The sequence below is a fragment of the Vibrio sp. IB15 genome, assembly GCF_016406055.1.
GTDB classification, from domain to species: domain Bacteria; phylum Pseudomonadota; class Gammaproteobacteria; order Enterobacterales; family Vibrionaceae; genus Vibrio; species Vibrio chagasii.
On the sequence record NZ_JAEFCE010000014.1, the window covers coordinates 50,867 to 77,710 of the forward strand.

The following is a 26,844-nucleotide window of genomic DNA, read 5'->3' on the forward strand; positions in this document are numbered from 1 at the left end:
AAAATCAACTTCGACTAAACCACAAGGAAGTCTTAATGAAAATAAAAACCATGGTACTTGGTAACGCTTTGCTTGCTGCTGTAATGGGGACAGCTTTCTCTCTTCATTCCAATGAACCGGAAAGAGAGATTTCGAACTACCAAGGAACATACACTTGCCACCCCGAAGCGATCTACGACCCACGTTCTATTGATGAAGTGCAAAACATCGTCCAAGACGCTCTGATACGCGGTAAAAAAGTAATGACGGGAAATCGCAAGTTCGCCAGCCAAATCGATGCTGCTTGTGCCGGTGACGACCAAGTTCAAATCACTCTGAAGAATATGAATAAGATTGTTCACTTCGATGCAACAAGTAAGACCGTCACCGTTGAAGCTGGTATGCGGTTCAACGATCTCAATGACTTCTTGCGCGGGCAAGGTTACGCGATCAACATGGTGACTGAGTTAGCTATCTTTACCGTTGGTGGCATGCTGGGCAGTGGCACACACGGCTCTACATTGGATAGACCAAGCAACATGCTCGCTGACTACGTTACCCAGCTTAAAATTGTTGACGGGCAAGGCGAGGTAAGAGTACTTGAGGGCGATTTACTGGACGCCGCAAGAGTGAACCTTGGTGTGCTTGGCGTAGTGGTTGAAGCGACATTAAAACTTGAAGATGCCTTTAAAGTGAAAGCAGAAGTCACCGGTTATCGAGATGATTCCGACCTTGAAGACGTGGTACTGGATATTGCACACAACAACTACTCAGCGAACATCGCATGGTTCCCCGGTCTAGGGCGTTACACCACCACACTTTACAACCCAGTACCAATCGAGACAGAAGGCCAAGCCTACAATGCACAAGCCGATGTCACAGATGCGGAAGAGTTTTTCTTCGGGTTACTGTTTAATGCCGCACACGAATTCCCGGGGGCTGGTTTGCAATGTCTTGCTGCCGTCGCTCGTTACAATGGCCGAGCAAAGTCCTACTTCAGAGACAGTGTCACAGGTAAGAAAGTTGATGAGCCTATCGGCTATTCAGACCAAATGCAGTACTTCGAATGCAAAGACCCGAACAAATGTATCTGGGATCGTCTGCCTATCGCGCTTCAAGAAGTTGCTATCGACATTGAGCGCCTACCAAACTGGATCAATGATGTCCGCCAGATCGTCGACGCACACCCACGTACTTGCTTCCCACTCAATGGTATTTACTTCCGATTTGGTAAAGCTTCTGACAGTTATTTAGGAATGAGCGCAGGGCGAGATACCGCTTTCGTCGGCATTGAATACACACTGCGTAAAGAGGGTAAGAAAGAACCTAAAAACTACTTCGTGAACCTAGAAATAGAGCAAATGTCGCTGCGAAAATATGATGCGCGACCTCACTGGGGTAAAAACTCAGTCGCTATTTTTGAGGACATGCCCTCTCGCTTCCCGATGTGGCCTGAGTTCTTGCAAGCCAAAGCGGAGCTGGACCCTTTCGATACCTTCACCAACCCATTCTGGGAGCGTGTGAGTGGTGAAACGCTATTAGAAGATTATCTAAAACCAGGATGTAACGTGCGTGGCGAATGTTACTGTCAAGAAGATGCCCACTGTCAATCAGGGACGACTTGTCAGTCAGGGCTCTACTTCACTGACGCTCGCATCTGCCGAAAATAACCGGCTCGTCGGGCATATAGCACTGCGCTCTATGCCTGATACTCGTTTTTCCAAAGGATCCAACAAAGGACATCACTTCAATGAACCTCTGCCAACTACTGCGCTTAGGGCTAACATGTTGCTGCCTGTTCGTAGCACAAGGATTTGCTACCACACTCGAGGATATACGCCCTCATACTCCATCATCTCAACAAACTTGGGCTGAACAATGGTTCTACAATATCGCCGTTCCAGAGGTCGGCTACTTTAAAATCAGCCTACAAACCTACATCGCTCCTAACTTTACTGACCCAACGCCTAAGGCATACGTGCACCTCGCGTTTACACCGGTAAACGGCAAGACAGTGAAATACGACATCTTTCGTGATGAGTTAATACTTCGTGGTTTTAACGACTCGGAACAGTTCCATTACGAAATACCGGGGATTGTCGTCGCCAATAAAGACACACTGAATGTAACTTTCGAAGACTTCCAATTCTCGATGCGTTGGGATGGCGAACATACTCATTATTGGCGTGGCAGAAATCCGGGGCAAACGCCTTTCGGTATTATTCCTGAATTACCGGGAGTCGGAGGTAAATGGTTTCTTTACACCGTTGGCACGCCGATTCAATACAGTTTCTACGATGGTGAGCAATCTCTATTTGGAAGCGGATACGCTCAGCTTGATAAAGGGTGGTATGACAAAGAGTCTAGCGCAGGAATGATCTACACCATGGGACTTTCTGATGAACTCTATTACATGTTTACAGGCGCAAAAGTTGGGAATTCTAATATTGAACTGTGGGCTGGCCGCTATATCTCTCCTAATTATGACCTGATCTTCTACCCGGCGATTGGCAATATTTCACTGAAAAGAGAGGTAGATTCCTGCGCAGGGTACTTAAAATTCGAAATGAACAAAATTAAGTACAAGATGGTCATGGAAGTAAAATCCGAACTGGAAAGCTTTTACCCGTTAGCCTTCCCTTCTGTGATTATCTTTGGCGGAGAGCAGAAGTACATGAAATCGATGAAGGCTGCGGTCAATGTATCTTTATATGAGCACAACGTTTTGGCAGAAACCATAGAGATGCCGCAAGCCTTATTGGAGTTTAGTGGCCCTTTCTATTGCGATGCCTTGGATGATATTCAAAATGCATCACTGTAAATCGGCTTTAATACACAACAGGTGCTTCTAACAAAACAACAACGGAGTAGTACTTTCTTGGTGCTACTCCACAACTTAACGCCTTCCAATCAGTTCCAGTAACCCCAAAAGACTCACCTTTCATGCAGACGTAATGATAGCTCACGAAACGGATAATTTTCCTGATCGATAAAAAGCCCATGTTCGTACATATAGGCTCATAAAACACAGGTTCATTTAATCAAGTAGGAAGAGAAAGGTATGAAGGACATCACCCTGTCAAAGAACGATCTTCAAGCCATGGAGCAGCGAGAGCGCACTCGTCTAGTCAACTCATTGTCAGGATTCAAGAGTGCGAATTTGATTGGTAGCTGTGACAGTCAAGGGGCAGCAAACTTGGCCGTGATAAGCTCGGTGGTACATTTAGGCTCTCACCCTCCACTATTTGGTTTTATTGTCCGCCCATGTAAAAGACGCCGCCACACCTTGGACAACATTCTCGAAACCAAGCAGTTCACGATTAACAGTATTGGCGCTGACTTTTTCAAGAAGGCTCACCAAACCTCGGCGCGATATCCTAAAGAAGTATCTGAGTTCGAGTCGGTCGGCCTAACACCTTATTATGACGATGACTTCTCAGCGCCGTTTGTATTAGAAAGCGCTTTGAAAATTGGGTTGGAATTGAAAGAGCATATTCAGATTGAAAGTAATCACACCCAAATGTTGATTGGCGAAGTCGTCACGCTTCACGCACCAAAAAATGCCTTTATGCCTGATGGATACTTGGATTTAGAGGCTTTTGACACAGTCGCCATATCAGGGCTAGACAGCTATCACGTGACACAACGGCTACACCGACTAAGTTACGCTAAACCCGATGAACCATTGTTTCCGCTCACACGCGAAGGCGATCCCACCTCATGGTAGGTCCTTCAACCTAACTCAAAGTCATTTTGTTCAGAAATTGGATACGAAAAGTGGTAACTTCCTCGGCTTAGGTTTGTAAGGCACTGAGCCGTACCTGGTAGTATTTACGTTATACACTCATTTCTAAGGACTCCTTTGAAGTTAACCCACTTTAAGTACAAAACCCGTAAAGGCCCTGACTACCGACACGGCGAGCAGGTGTCTTTCATGGATATTAAACAGACCTTCGGTATGGGAAGCATTCGTGTGGGCGCTTGGGTAACCAAAGAAGAAAAGGACTTAGCTGCGAACTTAATATTCGATTCATTAGCAGACCTGGCTTATATTTTGGCTCTGCCACCTGAAACGATAGGCCTTCGTGGCACACTTGGGTTGGCATTTGGCAGTGGTGGCAGAAAAGGCGTACAAGCACATTACGCGCCCAACCAGCGTGAATTGGCACTCGCGAAAAACGCAGGTGCAGGTGCGCTCGCTCACGAGTTTTGGCATGCATTTGACCACTACATCGCTGAAAAGGCGTTTGAGATTGGCGATACTTCAGGACCTCGCAAACACATCTTGTTTGCCAGCGATTGTTGGTTACACGATAGAAAGGTGCGACCTCATCCATTAAACGAGAGTCTGATGTCGCTGTTCGATGCCACGCTACTCAGCGAAAATAACTTGGATAAACACGATTACGTCGCCCGAAGTGTCATAGCCGACAAAGCGACGTCTGCCCGTTACTTCTCATTACCAACAGAGATGATGGCTCGCGCTTTTGAGTCTGCCATTGAATCTTGCTCAGATATCGAAAACTCGTACCTAGTCGATGGCACAACAAAGCCGGATATGTTCCCCCTCTATCCAGACCTCGCGCATAGAAAGGAAATCTACAACGCGATACAAGGCTATTTTGCACCGCTAGGCCGCTCTTTGAGCAAGTAGCTCTTTAAGTAAGTAACGTTTTGGACAGCTAGATCAATAGATGATCCAAGGCTCAAAACTGTTTATAGTCGATACACTTCAACATATATGATTCAGAGGCTGTAATGATCCATTGGCCATCTTTAGTAAAACTAGACGGCGATGATGAGCTGATTTACGTCGCATCCGAAAGTGACTTTCAAGCAGAATGCTCAGACATGATCTTGAGCGAAGATGATTACCTCATTGATTCTGAGGGTAAAAGCTATTCACTTCAATCCAGCTCAAATGAACTATCTCTCACCAAACGACCTGAGCAATATTCGGTTGAAAGCGTGACCAAACTGATTCGAAATCATGAATTCCAGAAGGTAGAAGTGTGCTTGATGAAGATCCACTTCCCAACGATTGAAGAAGCAATTCAATCTTTGGCTTTTGAGCCACGTTAATAGCTCCCCTGAAAGCTAATAAACGAGACCTGTTAAAACAAAAACAGCGCCTAAATAGGCGCTGTTTTTCGTTTCTTATCTCGTTATCGCTAGTTAAATTGAGCGACCGAAAGCTAGATTAAGCGATAAAAATCTGAGCCAATGCGTAGCCTAAACAACATGCGCCTACGACGCCGATTAAACCCACCGACATGAATGAGTGGTTGAAGTACCACTTGCCAATCTTGGTGGTACCAGACACATCGAAGTTCACTGTTGCGATATCTGATGGGTAGTTCGGGATGAAGAAATAGCCGTAAACCGCTGGCATCAAGCCGATAAGCAGCGCTGGGTCTAACCCTAGACCAAGACCAACAGGCAACATCATACGTGCCGTTGCCGCTTGCGAGTTTACAACAACCGATACGATGAATAGTGCTAGTGCGAACGTCCAAGGGTAGTTGGTCACCATTTCCACGATGCCAGATTTGAACTGAGGCATTGCGTATTGGAAATAAGTATCTGACATCCAAGCGATACCGAAGATAGCAATGGCCGCCACCATACCCGATTTAAATACCACACCATTTGGTACATCACGTGGGTCAGTTTTGGTTGCCAGCAAAATGATACCGCCGAAGCAGAGCATCATCATTTGGATGATGACCGACATCTTGATTGGCTTGTCGCCGTCTACAATGGTTCTAATCTCAGGCACCATCGCCACAATAACGATCACGACAATAGAAAGTAGGAAAATTAATACCGCATTACGAGCTGAACTAGGTAGCACTTCATCTAATGATGTTGTTGTAGTGCTCTCAATACGCTTTTTCCACTCAGGATCTTTCAAACGCTCTTGGTACTCAGGATCGTCATTCAGTTCTTTACCGCGCTTTAGGCTGTACAGAGAAAGTAAAAAAGTACCGAATAGTGTTGCAGGCACCGTCACCAATAGAATCGAAAGCAGAGTGATAGAATGTTGAATATCCGATAGCTGCGCTAAGTAATAAACGACGGCTGCCGAGATTGGCGATGCTGTGATCGCTAGTTGAGATGCAACAGAAGCTGCTGCCATCGGGCGCTCAGGACGAATCCCGTTCTTCAATGCCACATCACCAATGATAGGCATGATTGAGTAAACCGCGTGGCCAGTGCCCAATAGGAACGTCATCGAATAAGTAACAAATGGGGCTATCATGGTGACGCGCTTCGGGTTCTTTCTTAGCACCCTTTCAGCGACTTGTAACATGTAGTTCAGGCCACCAGCCGCTTCGAGGATCGACGCACAAGTCACGACCGCGAGAATAATCAGCATTACAGTGACCGGTGGCGATGTTGGAGGCATCTTGAAGATAAAGACCTCAATCACCAAACCAATGCCCGAAACAACCCCTAAACCAATACCGCCATAACGAGAACCGATATAGAGGACAATAAGCAAAAATAGAAACTCAAAATACAACATAAGCAAGCCTGCTAAAAATGTGGACTAGGGTTATTTTGTCTTTATGTTCAATGCGTTACTTATTGGTAGATCACACAATCATTGAGCGTTTTAATGGATTGTTTTTTATAAGATTATGGTCACGATAACAGGCCAATAAGTATCAAGAATGTAATCTTTCGTTCGAGCACAGCCGCTAAATTGTTATGCATTCTGATGTTTATTGTTTCTGTTAGAACATCGAAATCTATAAAATTATCCTATAAGATGTTTTGGCTATTAAACAATAATATGCATATCACCTTCATCGCGCAAAAACCAAGTGCTGAGTACTGTTTGAAGTAAACCTTCCCGTTTTTTCACAAAGCTTTGACTCGCCTATACCTAGTGGCTATGTCAAAATACTCGCTCTTTCGACCACAACACATAAGAACCACGGATATGAAATTCCAAGCAGCTATTTTTGATATGGATGGCCTACTCCTTGATACAGAGCGCCTGTGTATGCAGATTTTTGAAGAAGCATGCCACGCGCAAGGTGTCCCATTTTTAAAGGACGTTTACTTAGGCATCATCGGCTGTAATGCAAAAACTATCGAACAGATCTTTAGAAATGGTTATGGCGAAGATCTTGATTATCCGGCTCTAAATAATGAATGGCGTACTCGCTATAGCGCGATCGTGAAGAACCAAGCGATTCCGGTCAAAGATGGCGTGATTGAACTGCTGGAATGGCTAAAATCGAACGACATTCCAATCGCGGTGGCAACCTCAACGCAGCTTGATATCGCGAAGAAAAAGCTGGAACTTGCTGGCTTAGATTCTTATTTCACCTCATTAAGCACAGGCTGCGAAGTCACTAATGGTAAGCCTCACCCAGAGATCTACTTACTGGCAGCAGAGCGCTTAGGCGTTGCACCTGAAACTTGTCTTGCGTTTGAAGATTCAAACAACGGTATTCGTGCATCGATGGCTGCCAACATGATCAGCTTCCAAATCCCTGATTTAGTCGAACCATGTGATGAAGTAAAAGCGCTTGGGCATACCATCAGCCCTTCTCTGCATGATGTATTAGCACAGCTTCAACAAGCTGCAGCTTAAGCTATCGCCGCCGTTGATATTGCTTTTATCAACGCAGACAAGCCTCTCTATCAAGCCGACTCACAGAGTCGGTTTTTTTGTTGCTATTCCTTTTATAAAAGATAAAAACTCGCGCTTGAAACTGTTACAGTCGATTTGAAGTAAATGTTAGGTATTAAGCAACATCAGTAACGGAGAAAGAGACGCGTGAAGGAAAAGTTTGAAGACCAACTGCTTGATTTTGCACAGCAAGAAATGACACAAGATGCAGCACACGACATCAGCCATATTAAACGTGTCGTCAAAACTGCAAAAGCATTGTGTGCTCAAGAACAAGCTAAGCTTGAAGTCGTTTTACCAGCGGCTTATCTTCATGATTGTTTCACCTTTCCCAAGAACCACCCAGACAGAGCCCAAAGCTCGAAAATGGCAGCAGACAAAGCGATCGCTTTCCTTAAGTCTATCGACTACCCCACGCCCTATCTTGATGAGATACATCATGCCATTGTCACGCACAGCTACAGCGCTAACATCACACCAGAGACCTTAGAAGCGCAAATCGTCCAAGATGCGGATCGCCTTGATTCTCTCGGTGCAATTGGTATTGCTCGCTGCCTGTACGTGGGTCAAAGCTTTAACGCTGAACTTTACAACCACGAAGACCCGTTCGCGAATCAACGTGACTTGGATGACAAGCATTACAGCGTCGATCACTTCTACGTGAAGCTGTTTAAGCTCGCTGAAACCATGAATACCAAATCCGCCAAGTTAGAAGCTAACAAGCGCACTGACTACATGCGCGGCTTTCTTGAACAGTTGGGCGCAGAAGTTTAGTGGCTTAGAAAAAGAGACACACGACAAGGAAAGAAGGATATGGAAATAAACCGCTTTAAGGCATCCGACGCCGACGAGATCGTAACTTGGTTCACATCACTCGAAGACTATCTGCTTTGGGGAGGACGAACCTTTGGTTGGCCGTTAGAAGCAGAATCGATTATCAAACGCTCTCAAGAACCTCAGGTTGAGCTATATACCTTCTCTGAATCCAGTGCTCTCTCTGAACCGAGTTCAAACGGCAATCACACTGAACTGATCGGGTTTATGGAGTTTCAACGTATGTCAGACATTGAACTCCGATTCTGCCGAGTGGCCATTCACCCAAGTCAGCGTGGTAAAGGGTTTGGGCAGTCCATGATAGAAAGTGCATTAAACGCTGCGAGACAAATCCCAGATGTCACCACCATCAGCTTAGCGGTCTTTCAGCAAAATATCGGAGCAAAACGTTGCTACGACAAAGCGGGCTTTCAAGTGGTCGACAAAGAACCAAAATGCAAAGAATTCAATGGCAACACCTGGCCTCTGTATCAAATGGAATTAAAGCTCAGCTAGCGTGTTTTAGTCGGCTTGTTCGTTTTAATTAACAGACTTACTTTAGTTAACAGAGTCGTTTTAATTGCCAGATTCGACCCTATATCTTAGAAATCGTATTAATTTGGAACCTTCAATGACCCAAGAAAAATTCGACACCATTTACCAACGAGCAGCTCATCGTAAAGGTGGTGCAGCCGAACTCGAAAAGATTATTCGAGCACCTCTATCGCAAGCCCAGCTATCACAAATCACCGATGACCGCTGGTTAGCAGCCTTTACTGAAAAGGTGTTCCAGTGCGGTATTTCTTGGAATGTGGTGAGAAAGAAATGGCCGCAATTTGAAGAAGTGTTCTTTGAGTTCGACATCGAAAAAATGCTGATGCTGCCGAATGAAATGTGGGAGCAGAAAGCGCAAGACCCGCGCATTATTCGCCACCTGACTAAGGTGATGACTATCCCTGCCAATGCCACCATGATTCACAACGCCAAACGTGAAGCGGATTCATTCTCACAAATGGTTGCCGACTGGCCATCAGAACGAATTACAGAACTTTGGGATTATCTGAAGAAACACGGTAAGCGGCTAGGTGGTAACACAGGTGCTTACACCTTGCGCCAAATGGGAAAAGACACGTTTATCTTATCTTCTGACGTTGAAGCGCACCTGCGCAGCACAGATGTGATTGATAGCGGTCGTAACACCAAGCGAGCACTAGTCGCGGCAAGTAAGGCTTTCAACGAGTGGCAGCAGCAATCAGGTCGTACCCTGAGCGAAATAAGCCAGATCGTCGCCTACAGCTGTGGCGATAATCGCGTCTAGTTCAATAAGAATGGCTTAAAGCTTTAGATTGCACACAGTTCCCTGCAAACTAAATGTTATAAGTCATTAACAAATAAGCGTGCATCGCACTTTCATCCGGTGGCATTGTATAGATAAATGTATACAATATAGAGTAACACTCATGAATTATTCACGACCAATCCAACTCGACTAAACAAGGGCCCTTATCTCTATGACAGCTCTCAAAAATTCTGTCTCCAAAGGTGTAAAAACAAAAGTAACAGGCCAGACTCAAGACGATGTTGTTTACTGCCATATCTTCGACGCAATACTAGAACAAAGGCTGCCACCAGCTACCAAATTAAGCGAAGAAGCACTAGCAGAAATCTTTGGCGTTAGCCGCACTATCATTCGCCGTGCCTTGTTACGTCTCTCTTTAGAACAAGTTGTGGTTATCCGTCCTAACCGAGGGGCCATGATTGCTGCACCAACGGTAGACGAAGCCAAACAGATATTTAAAGCACGTGAAGTGATGGAGCTTGCTATCACAGAGCTTGCCGTAAAAAACGCCACCAAAGCTCAGATCGAAGAGTGTAGAAAATTGGTCGCGAAAGAGAACTGTGCCTTTGACCAAGGTGATTACGGCTCTGGATTACGTTTGTCTGGTGAGTTCCACATCAAACTGGCAGAAATGGCAGAAAATGCCCCCCTGCTCGCTTTCCAACGCAGCCTAGTATCACAAACCTCACTGCTTATCGCTCAATACGAGACAGGTAATCACTCGAACTGTTCTTTGGATGAGCATGAAGGATTGCTTGATGCCATTGAGTCTGGCGATGAAGAACAAGCCGTCGAATTGATGAAAGAGCATTTGAGCCACATTCGTTCCAAGCTCAACCTAGACAGCAGCACCGCATCGAGCGACCTGCATGTTGTGTTCTCAGATTTACTTAAGAACAAATCATAACGAGCTAACTATTCCAATCCAGCTCTAACAACTTTCTGTTAATAACTTTTTGTTAACAAGACGGGAGAGAAGTAATCCTCTGTGTTTACTTCTCTTTTTTATGCCTTTCCCATAATCACAGACGCAAAGATCGACTCATTTCACCTCAAACACTCTCTATTCTGCCCTAAATAGCGCTCTTAGCTTCTACAGTATTTGATCCATCAATGCCAAAAACCTTGTCTTTATTTTGTATACATCGCTATTAATTCATTCACACCACAAAACTCAGCACTTCCAATTTAAAGCCAAATAAAACAAACAACTACAGACAAAAACAAATTGTACACAATCCAACAATGCGCAATGTTGTTGCATTTTTGTAAATAAATAGTTGACCACAGGGTCAGGATGGATAATTATTGACTTAGAAGTCAAAAAGAATACACATGGAACAATGTCGATTTACAAGGAGGTCTCTTGATTACTTTTTTGCTCAATCAGGAAATAAGACGTGAAGACAATCTGTCGCCGAATATGACAGTGCTCAATTACCTTCGTACCAAGATAAATAAAACAGGTACCAAAGAAGGTTGTGGGTCAGGTGACTGTGGCGCATGTACCGTCGTTCTCGGTGAGGTAGTTGATGGACAACTGCAATACCGTTCGGTGAACTCTTGCCTTACATTTGTGTCAGCGTTACACGGTAAGCAGCTGATCACAGTAGAAGATCTGCAAAACCGAGATAAGTCATTACACCCTGTACAGAAAGCGGTCGTCGATTTTCACGGCTCCCAATGTGGTTACTGCACACCGGGCTTCATCATGTCGATGTTTGCGCTTGGTAAAAATAAGCCTGATGCAAGCAAAGAAGACGTCATGGAATCATTGGCAGGTAACTTATGTCGTTGTACTGGTTATCGCCCTATTGTTGATGCTGCAATGTCGCTTTCAACAGACCAACCTTTGATTGATCAATTTGCTGAACTCGAGCGCAAAACCATCGAGAAGCTAGAAAGTATTCAAGACACCGAGGCCAACTTACGTCTTGGCCACCTCACTGCTTTTTCCCCGAGAAGTACTGATGAGTTGGCCAAGCTTTTTCAAGCCCACCCGAACGCTAAGCTAGTTGCTGGCGGTACGGATTTAGCACTGGAAGTAACGCAATTCCATCGTGAGATTGAAACACTGATCAGCGTAAACCTTGTTGAAGACATGAAGGTATGTGAAGAGACAGACACCGATTTAATCATTGGTGCCAACCTTCCAATCAGCGACTCTTACTCGCTACTGAAAAAACACTACCCTGATTTTGGTGAACTGTTACACCGCTTTGCTTCGCTGCAAGTACGTAACCAAGGCACCATCGGCGGCAATGTTGCCAATGCTTCGCCTATCGGTGATACGCCTCCCCTGCTGATTGCGCTTAATGCGAAAATCAAACTGCGCTGTGGTGATGAGTCTCGGATCATGCCGATCGAAGATTACTTCATCAGCTACAAGGTGACAGCTCAAAAAGAGAGTGAATTCATTGAGCAAATCATCATCCCTAAACCAGCCAATGACAGTTTCCGAGCTTACAAGCTATCTAAACGTTTAGACGATGACATCTCTGCAGTATGTGGCGCGTTCGATATTCAAGTCGAAGAAGGTAAGGTAACACACGCTCGTATCGCCTTTGGTGGTATGGCTGCAACGCCTAAGCGCGCAACCCGTTGTGAAAATACGTTATTAGGCAAACCATGGACAGACGCTAATATTAAGTTAGCGATGCAAGAACTGTATAACGACTTTGAACCGCTATCTGATTTCCGTGCAAGCCAAGAATACCGTTCATTGTCGGCGGCAAACATGCTGCGTCGCTACTTCATTGAACAACAGAATAAAAACAACCAAATCGAAACAAGGGTAACGTCTTATGTCTAAATCAAATTCCTCTGTTCACAAGAGCAATGCGATGACCCACGAAGAGATGGTTGCCATTGCAAAACAAGACCTAAAAACTGGCGTGGGTAAGAGCGTTAAACACGACAGTGCAGCCAAACAAGTAACGGGCGAAGCGGTATACATTGATGACCGCCTAGAGTTTCCCAATCAACTGCACGTGTACGCACGCCTGAGTACTCAAGCACATGCGAAGATCACTAAGATCGACGTTTCACCGTGTTACGAATTTGATGGTGTAGCTATTGCTATCCAAGCCAAAGACGTTCCGGGTGAGCTGGATATCGGTGCAATCCTACCGGGTGACCCACTTCTGGCTGACGGCAAAGTAGAATATTACGGTCAACCCGTGATTGCCGTAGCAGCAAACGATCTAGAAACAGCACGTAAAGCGGCACATGCAGCCATTATTGAATACGAAGAGCTACCTGCCATCCTTGATGTTAAAGAAGCGCTAGAGAAAGAGCACTTCGTAACTGAAAGCCACACTCAACAGCGTGGTGACTCAAAAGCCGCACTGGCAAAAGCAAAACACGTGATCTCTGGTGACCTAGAGATCGGCGGCCAAGAGCACTTCTACCTAGAGACTCAAATCAGTAGCGTAATGCCAACCGAAGATGGCGGCATGATCGTCTACACATCAACTCAAAACCCGACCGAAGTTCAAAAGCTGGTTGCAGAAGTGATTGGCGTACCGATGCACAAAGTCGTGATCGATATGCGTCGTATGGGTGGTGGTTTCGGTGGTAAAGAGACTCAAGCAGCCTCTCCTGCGTGTATGGCAGCGGTGATTGCCCACCTGACAGGCCGACCAACCAAAATGCGCCTGCTGCGTAACGAAGACATGCAACAAACCGGTAAACGACACCCGTTTTACAACCAATACACCGTCGGTTTTGACGACAATGGTGTGATTCAAGGTGCTGACATTACCGTTGCAGGTAACTGTGGTTACTCGCCAGACTTATCAAGCTCTATCGTCGACCGTGCAATGTTCCACTCAGACAACGCTTACTACCTAGGCGATGCAACTGTGGTTGGTCATCGATGCAAAACCAACACAGCGTCGAACACCGCTTACCGTGGCTTTGGTGGCCCGCAAGGCATGATGACCATCGAACACATCATGGACGAGATTGCGCGTTACCTGAAAAAAGATCCTTTGGAAGTACGCAAAGCGAACTACTACGGCGAAGAAGGCCGTAACGTAACCCATTACTACCAAACCGTTGAAGACAACTTTTTACCTGAGATAACCGAACAACTTGAGCACAGCAGTGACTATCACGCACGTCGTAAAGAAATCGCTGAGTTCAACAAGCAGAGCCCTATCTTGAAGAAAGGTCTTGCTATCACACCGGTGAAATTCGGCATCTCGTTTACTGCGACTTTCTTGAACCAAGCAGGTGCGCTTATCCATATCTACACCGATGGCAGTATTCATTTGAATCACGGTGGTACGGAAATGGGGCAAGGCTTGAACATCAAAGTGGCACAAATCGTTGCACAGGAGTTCCAAGTCGATGTCGAACGTATACAGATCACCGCTACAAACACAGACAAAGTTCCGAACACATCACCAACCGCAGCCTCATCGGGCGCCGACCTCAACGGTAAGGCCGCGCAAAACGCAGCAATAACCATTAAGCAGCGCCTGATCGACTTCGCTTCAGCACACTTCAAAGTGTCTCCAGAAGAGGTGGTGTTTAAGAACGGCATGGTGCAGATCCGCGATGAGATCATGAGCTTCAACTCATTTGTTGAACTGGCTTGGTTTAACCAAATTTCGCTATCGAGCACTGGCTTCTACCGCACTCCGAAGATCTATTACGATCACGAGAAGGCGCGCGGTCGTCCGTTCTACTACTACGCCTACGGTGCTTCTTGTTCAGAGGTCATCATCGATACTCTCACTGGCGAGAACAAGATTCTGCGTGTTGATATTTTGCATGACGTGGGCGCTTCACTGAACCCTGCGATTGACATCGGCCAAGTCGAAGGCGGCTTTGTGCAAGGTGTCGGCTGGTTGACAACAGAAGAGTTGGTATGGAACCAACAAGGTCGCTTAATGACCAATGGCCCAGCAAGCTACAAAATCCCTGCGATTGCTGATATGCCAATTGATTTCAGAACGCACCTTTTGGAAAACCGCAGCAACCCACAAGACACCGTATTCAACTCGAAAGCCGTGGGTGAGCCACCTTTCATGTTGGGGATGTCGATATGGAGTGCATTGAAAGATGCGATTAGCTATGTAGCCGTTGATGGTGCAATTCCTAAGCTCAACACACCAGCAACGCCAGAGCGTATTCTGATGGCGATTCAGGAAGTCTCTGAAACAGCCCCGGCTTCGGTCGATGCTCAATCAGAAACGGCTTAGAGCTGACAGATATGGCTTAGGGCGTACTAAACAGCTTAGGAAGTACAGAAGGGATTTAGGAGGGCATATGTTTAAGGATAATTGGATTCACGAACTGGCAAAACTGGAAGAGAACTACGAACCATGTGTAATGGTGACAGTGCTTGAAGACAGAGGCTCAGTGCCACGTGATGCGGGTACCAAGATGCTTGTCACTCGTGACCGAATCATCGCTACGATTGGTGGTGGTCACCTTGAACATGTGGCCACTAAAATGGCGCGTGAAATGCTGATTGCCAGTGAAAAATCACTCAAAGTAGAACGCTTCAATCTAGGTGCTCGTTTAGGCCAATGTTGTGGCGGTATGGCAACCTTAAGCTTTGAACCCATTGGTACTCAACAGAACCATCTCGTGCTGTTTGGCGCTGGCCATGTGGCAAAAGCGCTGCTACACATTGTCGCGACCCTACCCTTCCGTGTGACCTGGATTGATGAACGTGAAGAAGTGTTCCCTGACACACTTCCTCACGGTGTCAAAAAGCTAGTCACAGACGATCCGGTTGGCGAAGTGAAACACATGCCACCGAACAGCTACTACCTAGTAATGACCCACAACCACCAGCTTGATTTCGATTTAACGAAAGCCATTATCGACCGTGAAGACAGCCGTTACTTCGGCATGATCGGCTCGCTGACCAAGCGTAAGAAGTTTGACTTCCGCCTAGAGCAGCGTGGCTATAGCCAAGAGCAAATTGAAACTATGATTTGCCCGATTGGCATCAGCGCTGTGAATGGCAAACATCCCGCTGAAATCGCGGTATCGGTTGCGGGTGAACTGATCGCACACTATCAAGGGCAAGCGCTTAAACAAAAGCGCCCGACCAAACAATATCGAAATCAGGATTTGACCGAGCAACACAGTCAACCAAGCGATGTAGGCGAACCACCTTTGGAAGAGAAGATCGCCTAATACAAGTCGCAAAGCTTCGGTAGCCATAACGTTACTGAAGTCATTAAAAGGAAGTAAACATGACAACGCAACGCAAAGCTTATCGCGCCAGTATTTTACACAGCGTAGCCGACCCAAAAGACGTCGGTATCGATGAGTCTTACGACTATTTTGAAGACGGTGTTTTAGTGGTTGAGAATGGCCACATCGTCGATTTAGGCCATGCCGATGACGTATTAGCACGTCAACCTAAAACACTCGAAGTAAAAGAATACAAAGACAAACTGATCACCTCTGGTTTTATTGATACGCACATCCACTACCCTCAAACGGGGATGATCGCGTCTTACGGTGAGCAGCTACTTGATTGGTTAGAGAACTACACCTTCCCAGAAGAGAAACGTTTCAAAAACCCAGTCTACGCGCACAAAGTGGCGAAGCTATTTCTAGACGAACTGGCGAGCAACGGCACCACGACAGCACTCGTGTTCGGCACCGTGCACAAAGAGTCAGTGAACGTGTTCTTTGAAGAAGCGGAGAAACGTAACCTACGTATGATCGCAGGTAAGGTTTTAATGGATCGCAATGCGCCCGATTACCTCACCGATACTCCTGAATCTGGCTATGAAGATTCAAAAGAACTCATCGAGAAATGGCATAACCGAGGTCGCTTGCACTACGCAGTAACGCCACGTTTTGCACCAACTAGTACGCCAGAACAGTTGGCGACAGTTGGGAAATTACTCGAAGAGTACCCAGACGTATACATGCACACCCACCTTTCTGAAAACAAGAAAGAGATCGACTGGGTTTTAGAACTATTCCCCGAGCGCGACAGCTATTTAGATGTGTATGACCACTATGGCTTGCTGCATAAGCGCTCAGTATTTGCACACGGTATTCACCTATCAGACTGCGAATGCAAACGCCTAGCGGATACTGATTCTGCAATCGCCTTCTGCCCTACTTCCAACCTGTTTTTAGGCTCTGGCTTATTCAAGCTACCAAAAATGGAAGAGCACGGTATTCGTGTTGGAATGGGAACAGACGTTGGCGCTGGTACCAGCTTCTCGATTTTGCAAACCATGAGCGAAGCGTACAAAATCATGCAGCTTCAACAAGAGAAACTTCACCCTGCTAAATCGCTGTTTTTGGCAACTTTAGGTGGCGCACGTTCTCTGCATTTAGAAGATAAAATCGGTAACTTAGAAGTAGGCAAAGAAGCCGATTTCGTCGTGTTGGATCTGCACGCGACACAACTGATGCGCTTTAGAATGGAACAAGCGACCAAGCTTGAAGAAAAACTATTTGTACTAATGAGCTTAGGTGACGACAGAACCGTCAGCGAGACTTACATCTACGGTGAGAAAGCCTACGACGTGAATTTCAAAGATTACAAAAAGCTTGTGAGTTAAGTTGCGAGAAATAATCACACAGCGGCTTAACTTAACGATGGCACGCTCTCGTGCCATCGAAAAATAGCGAAAAAGTTCAAGATTAACAAATACCTTTAGATATTGGCCTATAAAAAATAGACGATATATCTAGTTGAAGCGAACTTCCTTTAGTGGCACATCAAAACTTCATCAAGTCACGAACAAAGATATAGCATCGAAAAATCCCTACTCCCCCCCATCAAATAATGACAAATAAAATTATAAACAATTAAATCACCCCAAAATATAAAATATGTAATTGAGATCTATTTTAAGATAATAAAAACAAAAAAAACTTTTTATTATCTTTTTTTATACTATATTGGGCCCCAAAAAGGTAACTAGTTATGAAACTCAAAGAAATAAAAACTGGAATTTCCCTAATGTTGTTTGCTTCATCGGCATGCGCAGGCCCGCTAGATGAAATCATCACCACGGATGAAAAAAAGATATCAACTATTACTGTTGGCGTTGACGGCAGCTGGTTTATTAAATCAGAAGATAGCTGGAACTTACAAGGATGTAATGAAATAGAAGTACTTAAAATTGAATCAAGTCACCCAAATAAAGTAGATTACATAAATTTACTGTCCACAATAAATGACTATTCAAAAGCAAAAATAAAAGCCCATGCTTATTGTGAGAAATATGACAACTCCGTAATTACTGCTGGTAAATTTATATCTATCACCTTCAGCCAGTAGTTATATTTAGATAAATTAAAAGTGGACTAATTAATAGAGCAACACTGTAATCTTTGGTAAAAAACCAAACCATAGCTTAATCATCGACATTTAATTAGCAATTTAAATATCTATTAATTATAAGTGTGAAAAAATATTATTATAAGAATTGCCTTTTCCAAATCTCTATAAAATTTTAATTAGAAAGGCTGATAACCATACCCCGAGAGAAAACCAGAAAAGTGTAATTTATATTTAATACTGGCTAGGACGATTTAAAAGGGTAGACTATGTCTTTAAATGCTCATCAACAAGAGAAATTAAAAATTTTCATAAAGGATATTCATAAAAAAGCAACAAGCTTTATGGGTTATCCAATTTCAACAGACTTTAACTATCAACAACTAAAAGAATTAATCAACTTTCCTTTAAATAACCTTGGGGATCCTTTTGCTAAATCTACTTGGCAAGTTGATAGTAGAGAGTTTGAATGTGAAGTAATAGAATTTTTTGCAAAACTATTACGAGCACCTGAAAAAGATTGGTGGGGGTATGTCACAAATGGCAGTACTGAAGCTAATCTATATGCTTTATATTTAGCTCGTGAACTCTACCCTAATGGTATTTGTTATTTTTCCAAAGAAACTCATTATTCTGTCGCCAAAAATTTACACTTGCTCAATATGCGTCATATAATGATCCGATGTGACGATAAGGGGGTAATTGACTATGATGACTTGCGAGAAACGCTAAAAGTCAATAGGGATGTGCCTGCTATTATTTTTGCGAATAGTGGCACCACTATGACAGAAGCCAAAGATGACATAAAAAAAATTCGTACTATTCTAGACGAGTTTTCTATTTCAAAAAGTTATATCCACAGTGATGCCGCATTATGCGGAGCTATAAATCCTTTTTTAACACCCAGACCGTCGTTTGATTTTGAAGACGGTGCCGACAGCGTTTCACTGAGTGGACACAAATTTATTGGTTCTCCAATTCCTTGTGGGGTTGTTGTAGCCCGTAAATCAAATGTTGATCGTATTGCACGCTCTATTGCTTACATTGGCTGTTTAGATACTACTATTACAGGCTCACGTAATGGCTTTACACCGATGGTACTGTGGTATGCCATTAACAGTTTAGGGTTAGAAGGCCTGGCTAAACGTGTACTACACAGCCTAGAAGTTGCAAAATACACGGAAATTCAATTACAAAATATAGGTATAAAAGCTTGGCGAAACCCAAATGCGATAACTGTTGTTTTACCAGCTGTGCCAGAGGAAATAAAGCAAAGATATCAATTAGCAACAGCAAATGGTATGACACATATTATTTGTATGCCACATATGAAATTTTCAGATATTGATGCGTTTACTTCTGCATTAAAACTAGACATGAATGACCTATGAGGATATTTAAATGGAAAAGATAATATTAATATCTGAAGACTATATCGGATTGATCACAGACATAACGGAAATTTTATCGAAAAATAAAATAAAAATAAAAAACATAGATGCTGACAAAATAAATAACACCGCATTAATAAAGATAAGTTCAGACAATAACAAATACACGTATGAAATATTGATTAAAGCGGGATTCAATATTATTTTCAACACTGAGATAATAATGGTAAAAATCGATGATGAGCTTGGAGCGTTGGCAAAATTAGCAAGGAAATTATCAGAGAATAATATTGACATTAGAAGTCTGAATATTGTCGAACAGGATGAAAACCATTTGATTTTATCTATCACATGCTCAGATCCAGAGAAGACTAAAAAATTGATGAGTCACATGTTGATATAAACAAAACCTGACAATACCAAATTTTATTTTTGGCAACTTTAGGTGGCGCACGTTCTCTGCATTTAGAAGATAAAATCGGTAACTTAGAAGTAGGCAAAGAAGCGGATTTCGTGGTGTTGGACTTGCACGCTACCCAACTGATGCGCTTTAGAATGGAACAAGCGACCAAGCTTGAAGAAAAACTTTTTGTACTGATGAGCTTGGGTGACGACAGAACCGTCAGCGAGACTTACATCTACGGCGAAAAAGCCTACGACGTCAACTTCAAAGATTACAAAAAACTCGTTAGCTAGTTTGCTAACAATGAACACACGCTAGGTAACCTTTGTTGTTAAAGAACCCGTCCAGATTCGCCTAGCTTAAAAGACCAGTTGCTAATGCTACTGGTCTTTTTTTGTCCCTAATTCAAAGAAATACAAATTATTACTCGTGGTGTGCTCAACACCCATGACGCAGCCAAGTTATGTTGGTACGTTAGACGGTGGTAGACCAAATATTGTCTGTTTAAAACTATTGTCCGCTTAAAACAACACACGCTTAGAAAGGAATTCTATGTTCGAACAGGTCGTTAGCATTCTGTTTCCCGTTTTTGCACTCGCCAGTGCTGGCTTTGCAGTTGGTCGTTGGCTTAAGCCCGATTTCAAGCCAATCAATCGCATTAACATGGATGTCTGTATTCCTGCTTTGGTGTTTGCATCGCTGACCACCATGCCGCTCGACACCGAACAACTGCCGCTGATTTCAGCCTCTTTGGTTGCGGTGTTAGTGCCCGCACTGCTGATGATTCCGATCTGTAAGATCTTTAAGCTCAACTTCAAAGCTTGGGCTCCCCCACACATGTTTCGCAATAGCGGCAACCTTGCGATTCCCCTATTCACGTATACCTTTGGCGAAAGTGCATTAGCCCCAGCGGTATTACTGTTTGTGGTGTCAGCATGTGTTCATATCAGTGTAGGCTTAGCATTATTAAGCGAAGGTAACCCGATCAAGCAGATCTTCAAGATGCCAATATTCTTGGCTGCTTTATTAGCAATGACACTAAATTTGTCCGGTATTCCTGTGTGGAATCCTATCTACGAAGCCACATCGCTGCTTGGGCAAGCTGCTGTTCCCATCATGCTGTTGTCACTGGGATCACAAATGGTCAACTTGAGGCTGAGTGGTCTGAAAGTCGGCTTGTTATGTACAGCGCAATCTCTGTTCACTGGAGCGATCGCTTTTACGATCATCTACTTCTTCATTCCTCTACCCACTCTACACTTGCAGATGATGGTGCTGTTCACCATGCTGCCACCTGCAGTGATGAATTACCTGTTTGCAGAAAGGTTCAACGTAGAGCCACCTAAGGTCGCCTCTATGGTGTTGTTCAGCAACTTCTTAAGCGTGGTAACGCTGCCGATACTGCTATCTTTTGCCTTGTCGATATCAAGTTGAAATCCAGGATTTATCTTACTTATCAAAGCAAAAAAGTGGGAGCACGCCTCTCTAAAAGTGGATGACAATAATCGAGTCTACCATTCAGTTTTCCATTCAAGGCCTTACTCCCTGAACAAAGCAGCGAAAGTGTGCAACGAAAAAATATTCTTACTTTGACTTTATTCCCATCGAACTTCATCTTCCTGAGATAACAATATATCTACGCATCACTCCACTGCTCTTAGTCTTTATAAGTCATATGAAAATTAAAAATTTAATACCTCTACTGCTATGTACCTTCTCTCACCAAGCATTGTCTGCTGCAAATTTCACTACCGATTTTGTAGAGCTTGGGATTCAAACAAAGCCGAATGGTATTAGTTTGGAAGGGGGGAGAGATATCAATGACAGCCTTGCGCTTCTGGGTGGGGTAAGTTCAAATGCCGATCTCGATGAAGACAACTATGACGTCTATATCGGGCCTCAAGTTTACGGGCCTATCAACCAAGCCATCGATCTCAATACTCAACTATTGCTTCACTACAACAAAGGATCTTACGCTCCGGGGAAAAGCAAAACCTTTATTGAATTCAACGCAGGGCTTCGTGCCTGGATTACTCAACGAGTAGAAGCAAATGTCATGGTGGGGGCAAATGGAGAGCATTCGATCTTTACGTTTGGCGCGAGATTCCATGCAACGGATAAAGCCGCGTTCTCGATATCTTCTAAGAATAACGGGATTTATGGGCCTCAACTACAACTTGGTGTTAGATACAACTTTAATTAAGTGACAGTAAGTAAAGGTTCTTAAAAGCAAAGTAGCCATTTGGTGACACATCTCGTAATCAACATATTTATCACAGCAAAACCCCAATACACATCCTATATTTAACAGTGGCTTAACTTCAGTAAGTTCAATTCTACGTTAATTATAAGGATATAAAAATGAAGAAGACTTTGCTTGCCTCTTCACTCGCATTGGTAGCGTCGTTTGCCTATGCAGAACAAGAGGCTCAACTGCCACAGACGTTATTTCAAAATGTCGATGTCTTCAACGGCACTGAAAACAAGTTGTACGAAGACCACTTTGTATTGGTCGAAGGCAACATCATTACCTCCATTTCAGCAAAAACAATTGATGTTCGCGACGATGCCGTAGTGATAGACGGTACAGGTACAGGCAAAACCTTAACCCCAGGCTTTATCGAAAACCATGCGCACTTGATGCTAATGGGGCCAAGCTTGCCAACGATGGAATCGAATACCACGTGGGAAGATTTCGCCATACACGGAACGCGTATGGCAGAGATGTACCTGATGCAAGGTTTTACCACAGTTCGTGACGCAGGCGGGGCCAACGGTGGCCTAAGAAGAGCCATAGATGCGGGGCAAATTATTGGGCCTCGTTACTACCCATCCGGTGCATTTTTGAGTACTCGTGGCGGACACGCTGACTTTGCCAACTACACCGCTCCTGTCGGTGAAGAAACCAACTTTAGCCGTTTGAATATGGCACAAGAAGTCAATAGCGTTGCCGAAGTGAAGAAGTACGCTCGTAACAACTTCCGCATGGGTGCAACCCAGTTGAAATACATGCAATCCGGTGGTGTGGTATCTGCCTTTGACCCGTGGCAATTACTGGCAGGTTCACCAGAAGAAGTCGGTGCAGCGGTTGAGGTAGCCGATACTTACGGCAGCTACGTAATGGCGCACTCCTATCGTAAAGAGGCGATCATTGGGCACTAAACGCAGGCGTTAAATCGATCGAGCACGGCTTTATGTTCGACTGTGAGATTTCAGAACTCATGGAAGAAAAAGGAGCGTACATCACCACTAACCTTACCGCGTTCGACCCTAACCTTCTTGAGATTCCTGCTGTTAAGAACGTCCCATCAAGTTTAGCCAAAGCAAAATCGGCTTCTGCCGCGTTTAAAGACTACATCCCGAATATGAAGAAGTGTCCAGCTCCTCGTGGTTTCCAGACTGACTGTGTAGGCTCTGTTGATGCTTGTAACATTCAAATCGCTTACGAGAAAAAGCTAAACAATGACTTCTTTGGTCCTTACGAATCATTGAAAACTCTTACGTCTGTCGGTGGTGAAATTGCCACACTATCAGGTGACTTCATGAACCCATATCCAGATGCGAAACTGGGTGTGATTGAGAAAGGCGCATACGCAGATATTCTGCTGCTTGATGGTAACCCATTCGAAGACTTTTCTGTGGTAGGTACCGGTGACCAATGGTTTGGTGCCGATAAGCGACCAGACTCACCAGAAAGCATTAAGCTCATTATGAAAGATGGCGTTGTCTACAAAAACACACTTTAGACATCAAGCTTCAAAGTCATAGCTCATAGATAGAGCATGGTTCATCGGCTTTTACAGGCCGATGAATCACTTGAAACGACCTAACACCAACCAATAGCGAGCCAAACATTGAATAGATTTATCACCCTATTTGTATCCATAGTTTCGTTTTGTAGCCTAGCAAGTGAACCAACAGAACTCGATTGGAAAGACCTGAGACCAGTACATGCACAGAACCAAATCGTGTTGCCTGAGATCAGCTATCAACAAAAACTGACACTTCAAAAAATATTCACCTTAAGCCAGTACAACGATCCAAAGAGTAATGATGAGTTAGCCACCCTCAAAGAAACATTGAAATCGGAAGGGCTAGACGCCGATGAATTACTGAAACTGCGTTCTGAGTACATCGCGAATCAACAGCGAGCATCAGAAACAGTGACTCAAGACTTTGACGGTAAGAAGGTGCGTATACCTGGATTCCTGGTTCCAATTGCTTTCTCAGCGCCCCTCGTTGCTACCGAATTCTTGTTAGTTCCTACTGCTGGAGCGTGTATACACATGCCACCACCACCAGCGAACCAAATTGTCAGAGTCTCTTACCCTGAAGGCTACAAAGTAGAAACCGTTCAGTATCCAGTTTGGGTCGAAGGTGTGATTTCATCAAAACTGACCACAGACAATGTGTATCTTGTCGATGGCGATACCGATGTGACCATGAGGTACGATATGAATGCTTCGTTGGTTGTGAATTACCACTAACTAAAACGGCGTAAACCACGAAGTGCCAATGCGAGCTTTGGTTTGACCGACAACTCATAACCTATAACAAAAAGAGCCTCATCGAGGCTCTTTTTAACATCCAATCAATTCCAAACCACACTGTGGGTTCTCCGCCAAATTAGACACAATCCAAACTAGCTTGATGGTTCGAAGACCAACGTATTGTCATGTCCGATGATCGTCAACTGTTCACCCGCATCGTCGTAAGCCACAGTAACGCTCTCTTCGAACGTATCAAAAATCAGATTCTCTTGAATCGCTTGAGTTCCACTACAGCCCATTCTTGTGCTGGCAATTGGTGTGAACGCCAAATAGCCTTGTTCAAATGTCGTCACTTGGGTAACGAAGTGGTTACAGCCCGTACGACCATAAATATTATCTCGTGCTATTTGTATTGATGCTTGGTGCGTCGGTTGCTCACCATTAACACGAATAAGATTCCAAGGCCCCATAACAGCCTGATGCATGGACGATAACTCACGAGATGTTTCTATTTCTTGCGCTTGAACGACTGTTCCTAACACTCCAGAAAATAACAACACACTAAGCGATAAAATTACTTTTTTCATTATTCTTTCCATTACTTATAATTACCAACGCGTGAATTTAATTGAGACTGCTTCACCCATTCCTAGCCCTAACCCGCCAGCTTTAAGGTCAAAAATCTCTCCAGCTTCTCGGTCCCAAATTTTCACCTCATGGTAAAACAAGCCGCTGAAGTAATGCCCCTTATTATCGAGTAATTCGATCTGTTTCCCCTTCTCAAGCTTATCGAAGAATCGCTCATCAATATAAGATGAACCAGAAAAAACAGGAATTGTTGTAATACCAGCGAAGCGCATCACTAACTCACCATAATCACCAACAGCACAGGCAATCACAATACCTGCACCGCCACAGGTCGTGACACGATATTGCCAGCCAGAATCGGTAGTAAAGGCACGCTTGATCGTTCCTCGCCCTAATACACCATCTACTTGAATATGCACTTCTTCCGGCAATGTCGTGCCTTTAATTTCAAACATATGAGGTTGAGAGTTACGGAAGTAAGGTATCGACATACCTTGACTAACAAATCGCTTAGTTGGTGTGATAACTTTGATTCTTAACCTATCACCATCAGTGTAACCAATGAGATTAGACAGGGAGCTCGGGTCATTCATATCAAGCTGTTCAATATCAATCCAAGCACCTTTATTAATTGAATAAAAGGCTTTCATCTCTTCGCTGCCACTTTCTCCAGACATGTCCAAGCTATTCTTGATAAATAGCGTTGAACTTAGCACCGAGTTAGAAAACAGCAAGTTTAATAATAGAAATGTAAGTTTAATTTTCTCCAGCATATACTGACCCTAATATTTAATAAGTATTTTAGCTGGCAGAATATTATGTATAAAAAACAAACAAAACAACACATGATAAAATAATATATTAGAATCAAGTTGGGGCGCATACTTTTTTAGGGTTTATAATAATATAACTATCATACTTTAGAACTAGAAATATAACATTTAACAAGTTCAGTAAGAAAAAAACCAATGAACACAAAAGTCTATAAATTAGGGGACGGTAATATTAGCCACATAATAATTTAAACTGAGTTACGTATGGTTATTTATCAAATAATAAAATGACTAACACGGAAAAGAAAACGAGAGGCTTCCTCGTCAAAGAAAGTCATACCCACTGAATCTAAACGGTAGTTTACCCAAGCTTGTCTAGTTTAAGCTCCGCCGTCACCTTAGTTAGGCGCAGAGCAATCGCGAAACACACTAAGTAAGGACTCACATACCAGAAGAGGCTCTCTAACGGTTGCTTGACCTGTGCCTCTCTGGTTTTTATGTATTGGTTTTTCTGTTTTTCATACTGATTCAGCATCCCACTCACCCACACGGCATCACTTTCTACTAACGATACGCTAGGCGCAGGAACCGTAAAATCAGACGCATTTGGCAACAGAGTGAAATCCACATCTTTAAACGTCATCGCGGTGTTCAAATACCACAAACACGCTTCATGGTGCTGCCCATGATTGTCTAATGATGGTTGCCCATTGCAGACATCGCTTCTTAACTTATCCAAAGAAAACTGCTGTACCGACTCCAAAATAGCCACCGCTCTGGTTTGTTCTGTCTCGACCCAATCACCTGCGACTTTGGCACGAATTTCAGACACAGCACCGAGCATCCCAATACCCGCCAATAGCGGCCACAAATAGTCCATCCGTTTCCATTTTCGTCGGCTCAAGTTGAACCCACACCAAATAGGAAGGTGTAAAAGGAGCGTTAGCCCCAGTGATAGCAAAACGAAATTCAAAGAGCTAGAGAGCATGAGTTCGCTATCGAAGAAGTTCCTCATAATTAGTTACTTGCCGTTAAACAAGGAGTGGTTTGATACTAAAAGCGATATGAGAAAAGAGTGTAAGGGGAAAGTAAAAACAGCACCAAAAATGAGAGTTGGTGCTGTTTATTTGAACATATCAGGC

General features: G+C 44.0%; 26 protein-coding genes and 1 pseudogene. 23 read left to right on the forward strand and 4 right to left on the reverse strand.

Annotated elements, in window-relative coordinates:
* Positions 1–35: 35 nt before the first annotated feature.
* From JC606_RS07355 to JC606_RS07375, 5 genes are all read left to right on the forward strand, one after another.
* Entirely contained in the window at positions 36–1,649 is a 1,614-nt protein-coding gene (locus JC606_RS07355) for an FAD-binding protein (RefSeq protein ID WP_198778318.1), read from the forward strand.
* 80 nt (positions 1,650–1,729) lie between these two features.
* Complete coding sequence (locus tag JC606_RS07360) at positions 1,730–2,800, forward strand: hypothetical protein (protein ID WP_198778319.1); 1,071 nt, start codon at positions 1,730–1,732, stop codon at positions 2,798–2,800.
* 240 nt (positions 2,801–3,040) lie between these two features.
* A complete protein-coding gene (locus tag JC606_RS07365; protein ID WP_198778320.1) occupies positions 3,041–3,706 on the forward strand; it encodes a flavin reductase family protein in 666 nt (221 codons plus the stop codon).
* A 135-nt stretch (positions 3,707–3,841) separates the two neighbouring features.
* Complete coding sequence (locus tag JC606_RS07370) at positions 3,842–4,633, forward strand: CLCA_X family protein (protein WP_061033031.1); 792 nt, start codon at positions 3,842–3,844, stop codon at positions 4,631–4,633.
* Positions 4,634–4,737: 104 nt separating this feature from the next.
* Positions 4,738–5,061: a DUF4144 domain-containing protein gene (locus JC606_RS07375; RefSeq protein ID WP_198778321.1), complete on the forward strand. Its 324-nt coding sequence runs from the start codon at positions 4,738–4,740 to the stop codon at positions 5,059–5,061.
* Positions 5,062–5,179: 118 nt separating this feature from the next.
* Here the strand turns inward: JC606_RS07375 and JC606_RS07380 are convergent, their stop codons facing one another.
* A complete protein-coding gene (locus JC606_RS07380; protein ID WP_198778322.1) occupies positions 5,180–6,508 on the reverse strand; it encodes an anaerobic C4-dicarboxylate transporter in 1,329 nt (442 codons plus the stop codon).
* Positions 6,509–6,928: 420 nt separating this feature from the next.
* Here JC606_RS07380 and JC606_RS07385 point away from each other — a divergent pair, with 420 nt between their 5' ends.
* From JC606_RS07385 to JC606_RS07465, 18 genes and pseudogenes are all read left to right on the forward strand, one after another.
* A complete protein-coding gene (locus tag JC606_RS07385; protein ID WP_004737512.1) occupies positions 6,929–7,588 on the forward strand; it encodes an HAD family hydrolase in 660 nt (219 codons plus the stop codon).
* 186 nt (positions 7,589–7,774) lie between these two features.
* Complete coding sequence (locus tag JC606_RS07390) at positions 7,775–8,401, forward strand: HD domain-containing protein (protein ID WP_198778323.1); 627 nt, start codon at positions 7,775–7,777, stop codon at positions 8,399–8,401.
* A 39-nt stretch (positions 8,402–8,440) separates the two neighbouring features.
* Positions 8,441–8,956, forward strand: coding sequence for a GNAT family N-acetyltransferase (locus JC606_RS07395; protein ID WP_198778324.1), 516 nt, complete (start codon positions 8,441–8,443; stop codon positions 8,954–8,956).
* A 115-nt stretch (positions 8,957–9,071) separates the two neighbouring features.
* Positions 9,072–9,758 carry a DNA-3-methyladenine glycosylase I gene (locus tag JC606_RS07400; RefSeq protein WP_137406835.1) on the forward strand — a complete coding sequence of 229 codons (687 nt, stop codon included), beginning with the start codon at positions 9,072–9,074 and terminating at the stop codon, positions 9,756–9,758.
* Positions 9,759–9,951: 193 nt separating this feature from the next.
* Entirely contained in the window at positions 9,952–10,686 is a 735-nt protein-coding gene (locus JC606_RS07405; protein WP_017630710.1) for a GntR family transcriptional regulator, read from the forward strand.
* Positions 10,687–11,145: 459 nt separating this feature from the next.
* A complete protein-coding gene (gene xdhA, locus JC606_RS07410) occupies positions 11,146–12,591 on the forward strand; it encodes a xanthine dehydrogenase small subunit (protein WP_105024139.1) in 1,446 nt (481 codons plus the stop codon).
* Entirely contained in the window at positions 12,584–14,989 is a 2,406-nt protein-coding gene (xdhB, locus tag JC606_RS07415; RefSeq protein WP_198778325.1) for a xanthine dehydrogenase molybdopterin binding subunit, read from the forward strand. The genes xdhA and xdhB overlap by 8 nt, the downstream gene beginning before the upstream one ends.
* A 67-nt stretch (positions 14,990–15,056) precedes the next feature.
* Entirely contained in the window at positions 15,057–15,938 is an 882-nt protein-coding gene (gene xdhC / locus JC606_RS07420) for a xanthine dehydrogenase accessory protein XdhC (protein ID WP_137406832.1), read from the forward strand.
* Positions 15,939–15,997: 59 nt separating this feature from the next.
* Complete coding sequence (guaD, locus tag JC606_RS07425; protein ID WP_061033022.1) at positions 15,998–17,332, forward strand: guanine deaminase; 1,335 nt, start codon at positions 15,998–16,000, stop codon at positions 17,330–17,332.
* Between the two features lie 368 nt (positions 17,333–17,700).
* Entirely contained in the window at positions 17,701–18,057 is a 357-nt protein-coding gene (locus tag JC606_RS07430; protein ID WP_137406831.1) for a hypothetical protein, read from the forward strand.
* A 269-nt stretch (positions 18,058–18,326) separates the two neighbouring features.
* Positions 18,327–19,448, forward strand: coding sequence for a histidine decarboxylase (locus JC606_RS07435; protein ID WP_108020171.1), 1,122 nt, complete (start codon positions 18,327–18,329; stop codon positions 19,446–19,448).
* A 10-nt stretch (positions 19,449–19,458) separates the two neighbouring features.
* Positions 19,459–19,851, forward strand: a complete 393-nt coding sequence (locus JC606_RS07440) for a hypothetical protein (RefSeq protein ID WP_004737501.1) — start codon at positions 19,459–19,461, stop codon at positions 19,849–19,851.
* Between the two features lie 23 nt (positions 19,852–19,874).
* Positions 19,875–20,144: pseudogene (locus JC606_RS07445) on the forward strand (amidohydrolase family protein); the annotation flags it as partial.
* A 259-nt stretch (positions 20,145–20,403) separates the two neighbouring features.
* On the forward strand, positions 20,404–21,285 hold the full coding sequence (locus JC606_RS07450; RefSeq protein ID WP_198778326.1) for an AEC family transporter: 882 nt from the start codon (positions 20,404–20,406) through the stop codon (positions 21,283–21,285).
* A gap of 241 nt (positions 21,286–21,526) precedes the next feature.
* Positions 21,527–22,054, forward strand: coding sequence for a hypothetical protein (locus JC606_RS07455; RefSeq protein WP_116871013.1), 528 nt, complete (start codon positions 21,527–21,529; stop codon positions 22,052–22,054).
* Between the two features lie 158 nt (positions 22,055–22,212).
* Positions 22,213–23,013: an amidohydrolase family protein gene (locus JC606_RS23335; RefSeq protein WP_233090172.1), complete on the forward strand. Its 801-nt coding sequence runs from the start codon at positions 22,213–22,215 to the stop codon at positions 23,011–23,013.
* Between the two features lie 59 nt (positions 23,014–23,072).
* Positions 23,073–23,597 carry a hypothetical protein gene (locus JC606_RS23340; RefSeq protein WP_233090175.1) on the forward strand — a complete coding sequence of 175 codons (525 nt, stop codon included), beginning with the start codon at positions 23,073–23,075 and terminating at the stop codon, positions 23,595–23,597.
* A gap of 108 nt (positions 23,598–23,705) precedes the next feature.
* Complete coding sequence (locus JC606_RS07465) at positions 23,706–24,338, forward strand: DUF3299 domain-containing protein (RefSeq protein WP_198778327.1); 633 nt, start codon at positions 23,706–23,708, stop codon at positions 24,336–24,338.
* 155 nt (positions 24,339–24,493) lie between these two features.
* Here JC606_RS07465 and JC606_RS07470 read toward each other — a convergent pair whose 3' ends face one another.
* From JC606_RS07470 to JC606_RS07480, 3 genes are all read right to left on the reverse strand, one after another.
* Entirely contained in the window at positions 24,494–24,928 is a 435-nt protein-coding gene (locus JC606_RS07470; protein WP_061033019.1) for an META domain-containing protein, read from the reverse strand.
* 21 nt (positions 24,929–24,949) lie between these two features.
* A complete protein-coding gene (locus JC606_RS07475; RefSeq protein ID WP_233090178.1) occupies positions 24,950–25,606 on the reverse strand; it encodes a hypothetical protein in 657 nt (218 codons plus the stop codon).
* Positions 25,607–26,063: 457 nt separating this feature from the next.
* The gene (locus JC606_RS07480) at positions 26,064–26,717 is read right to left on the reverse strand and encodes a hypothetical protein (protein WP_198778328.1); all 654 of its coding nucleotides are present in this window, start codon (positions 26,715–26,717) and stop codon (positions 26,064–26,066) included.
* Between the last annotated feature and the right edge of the window lie 127 nt (positions 26,718–26,844).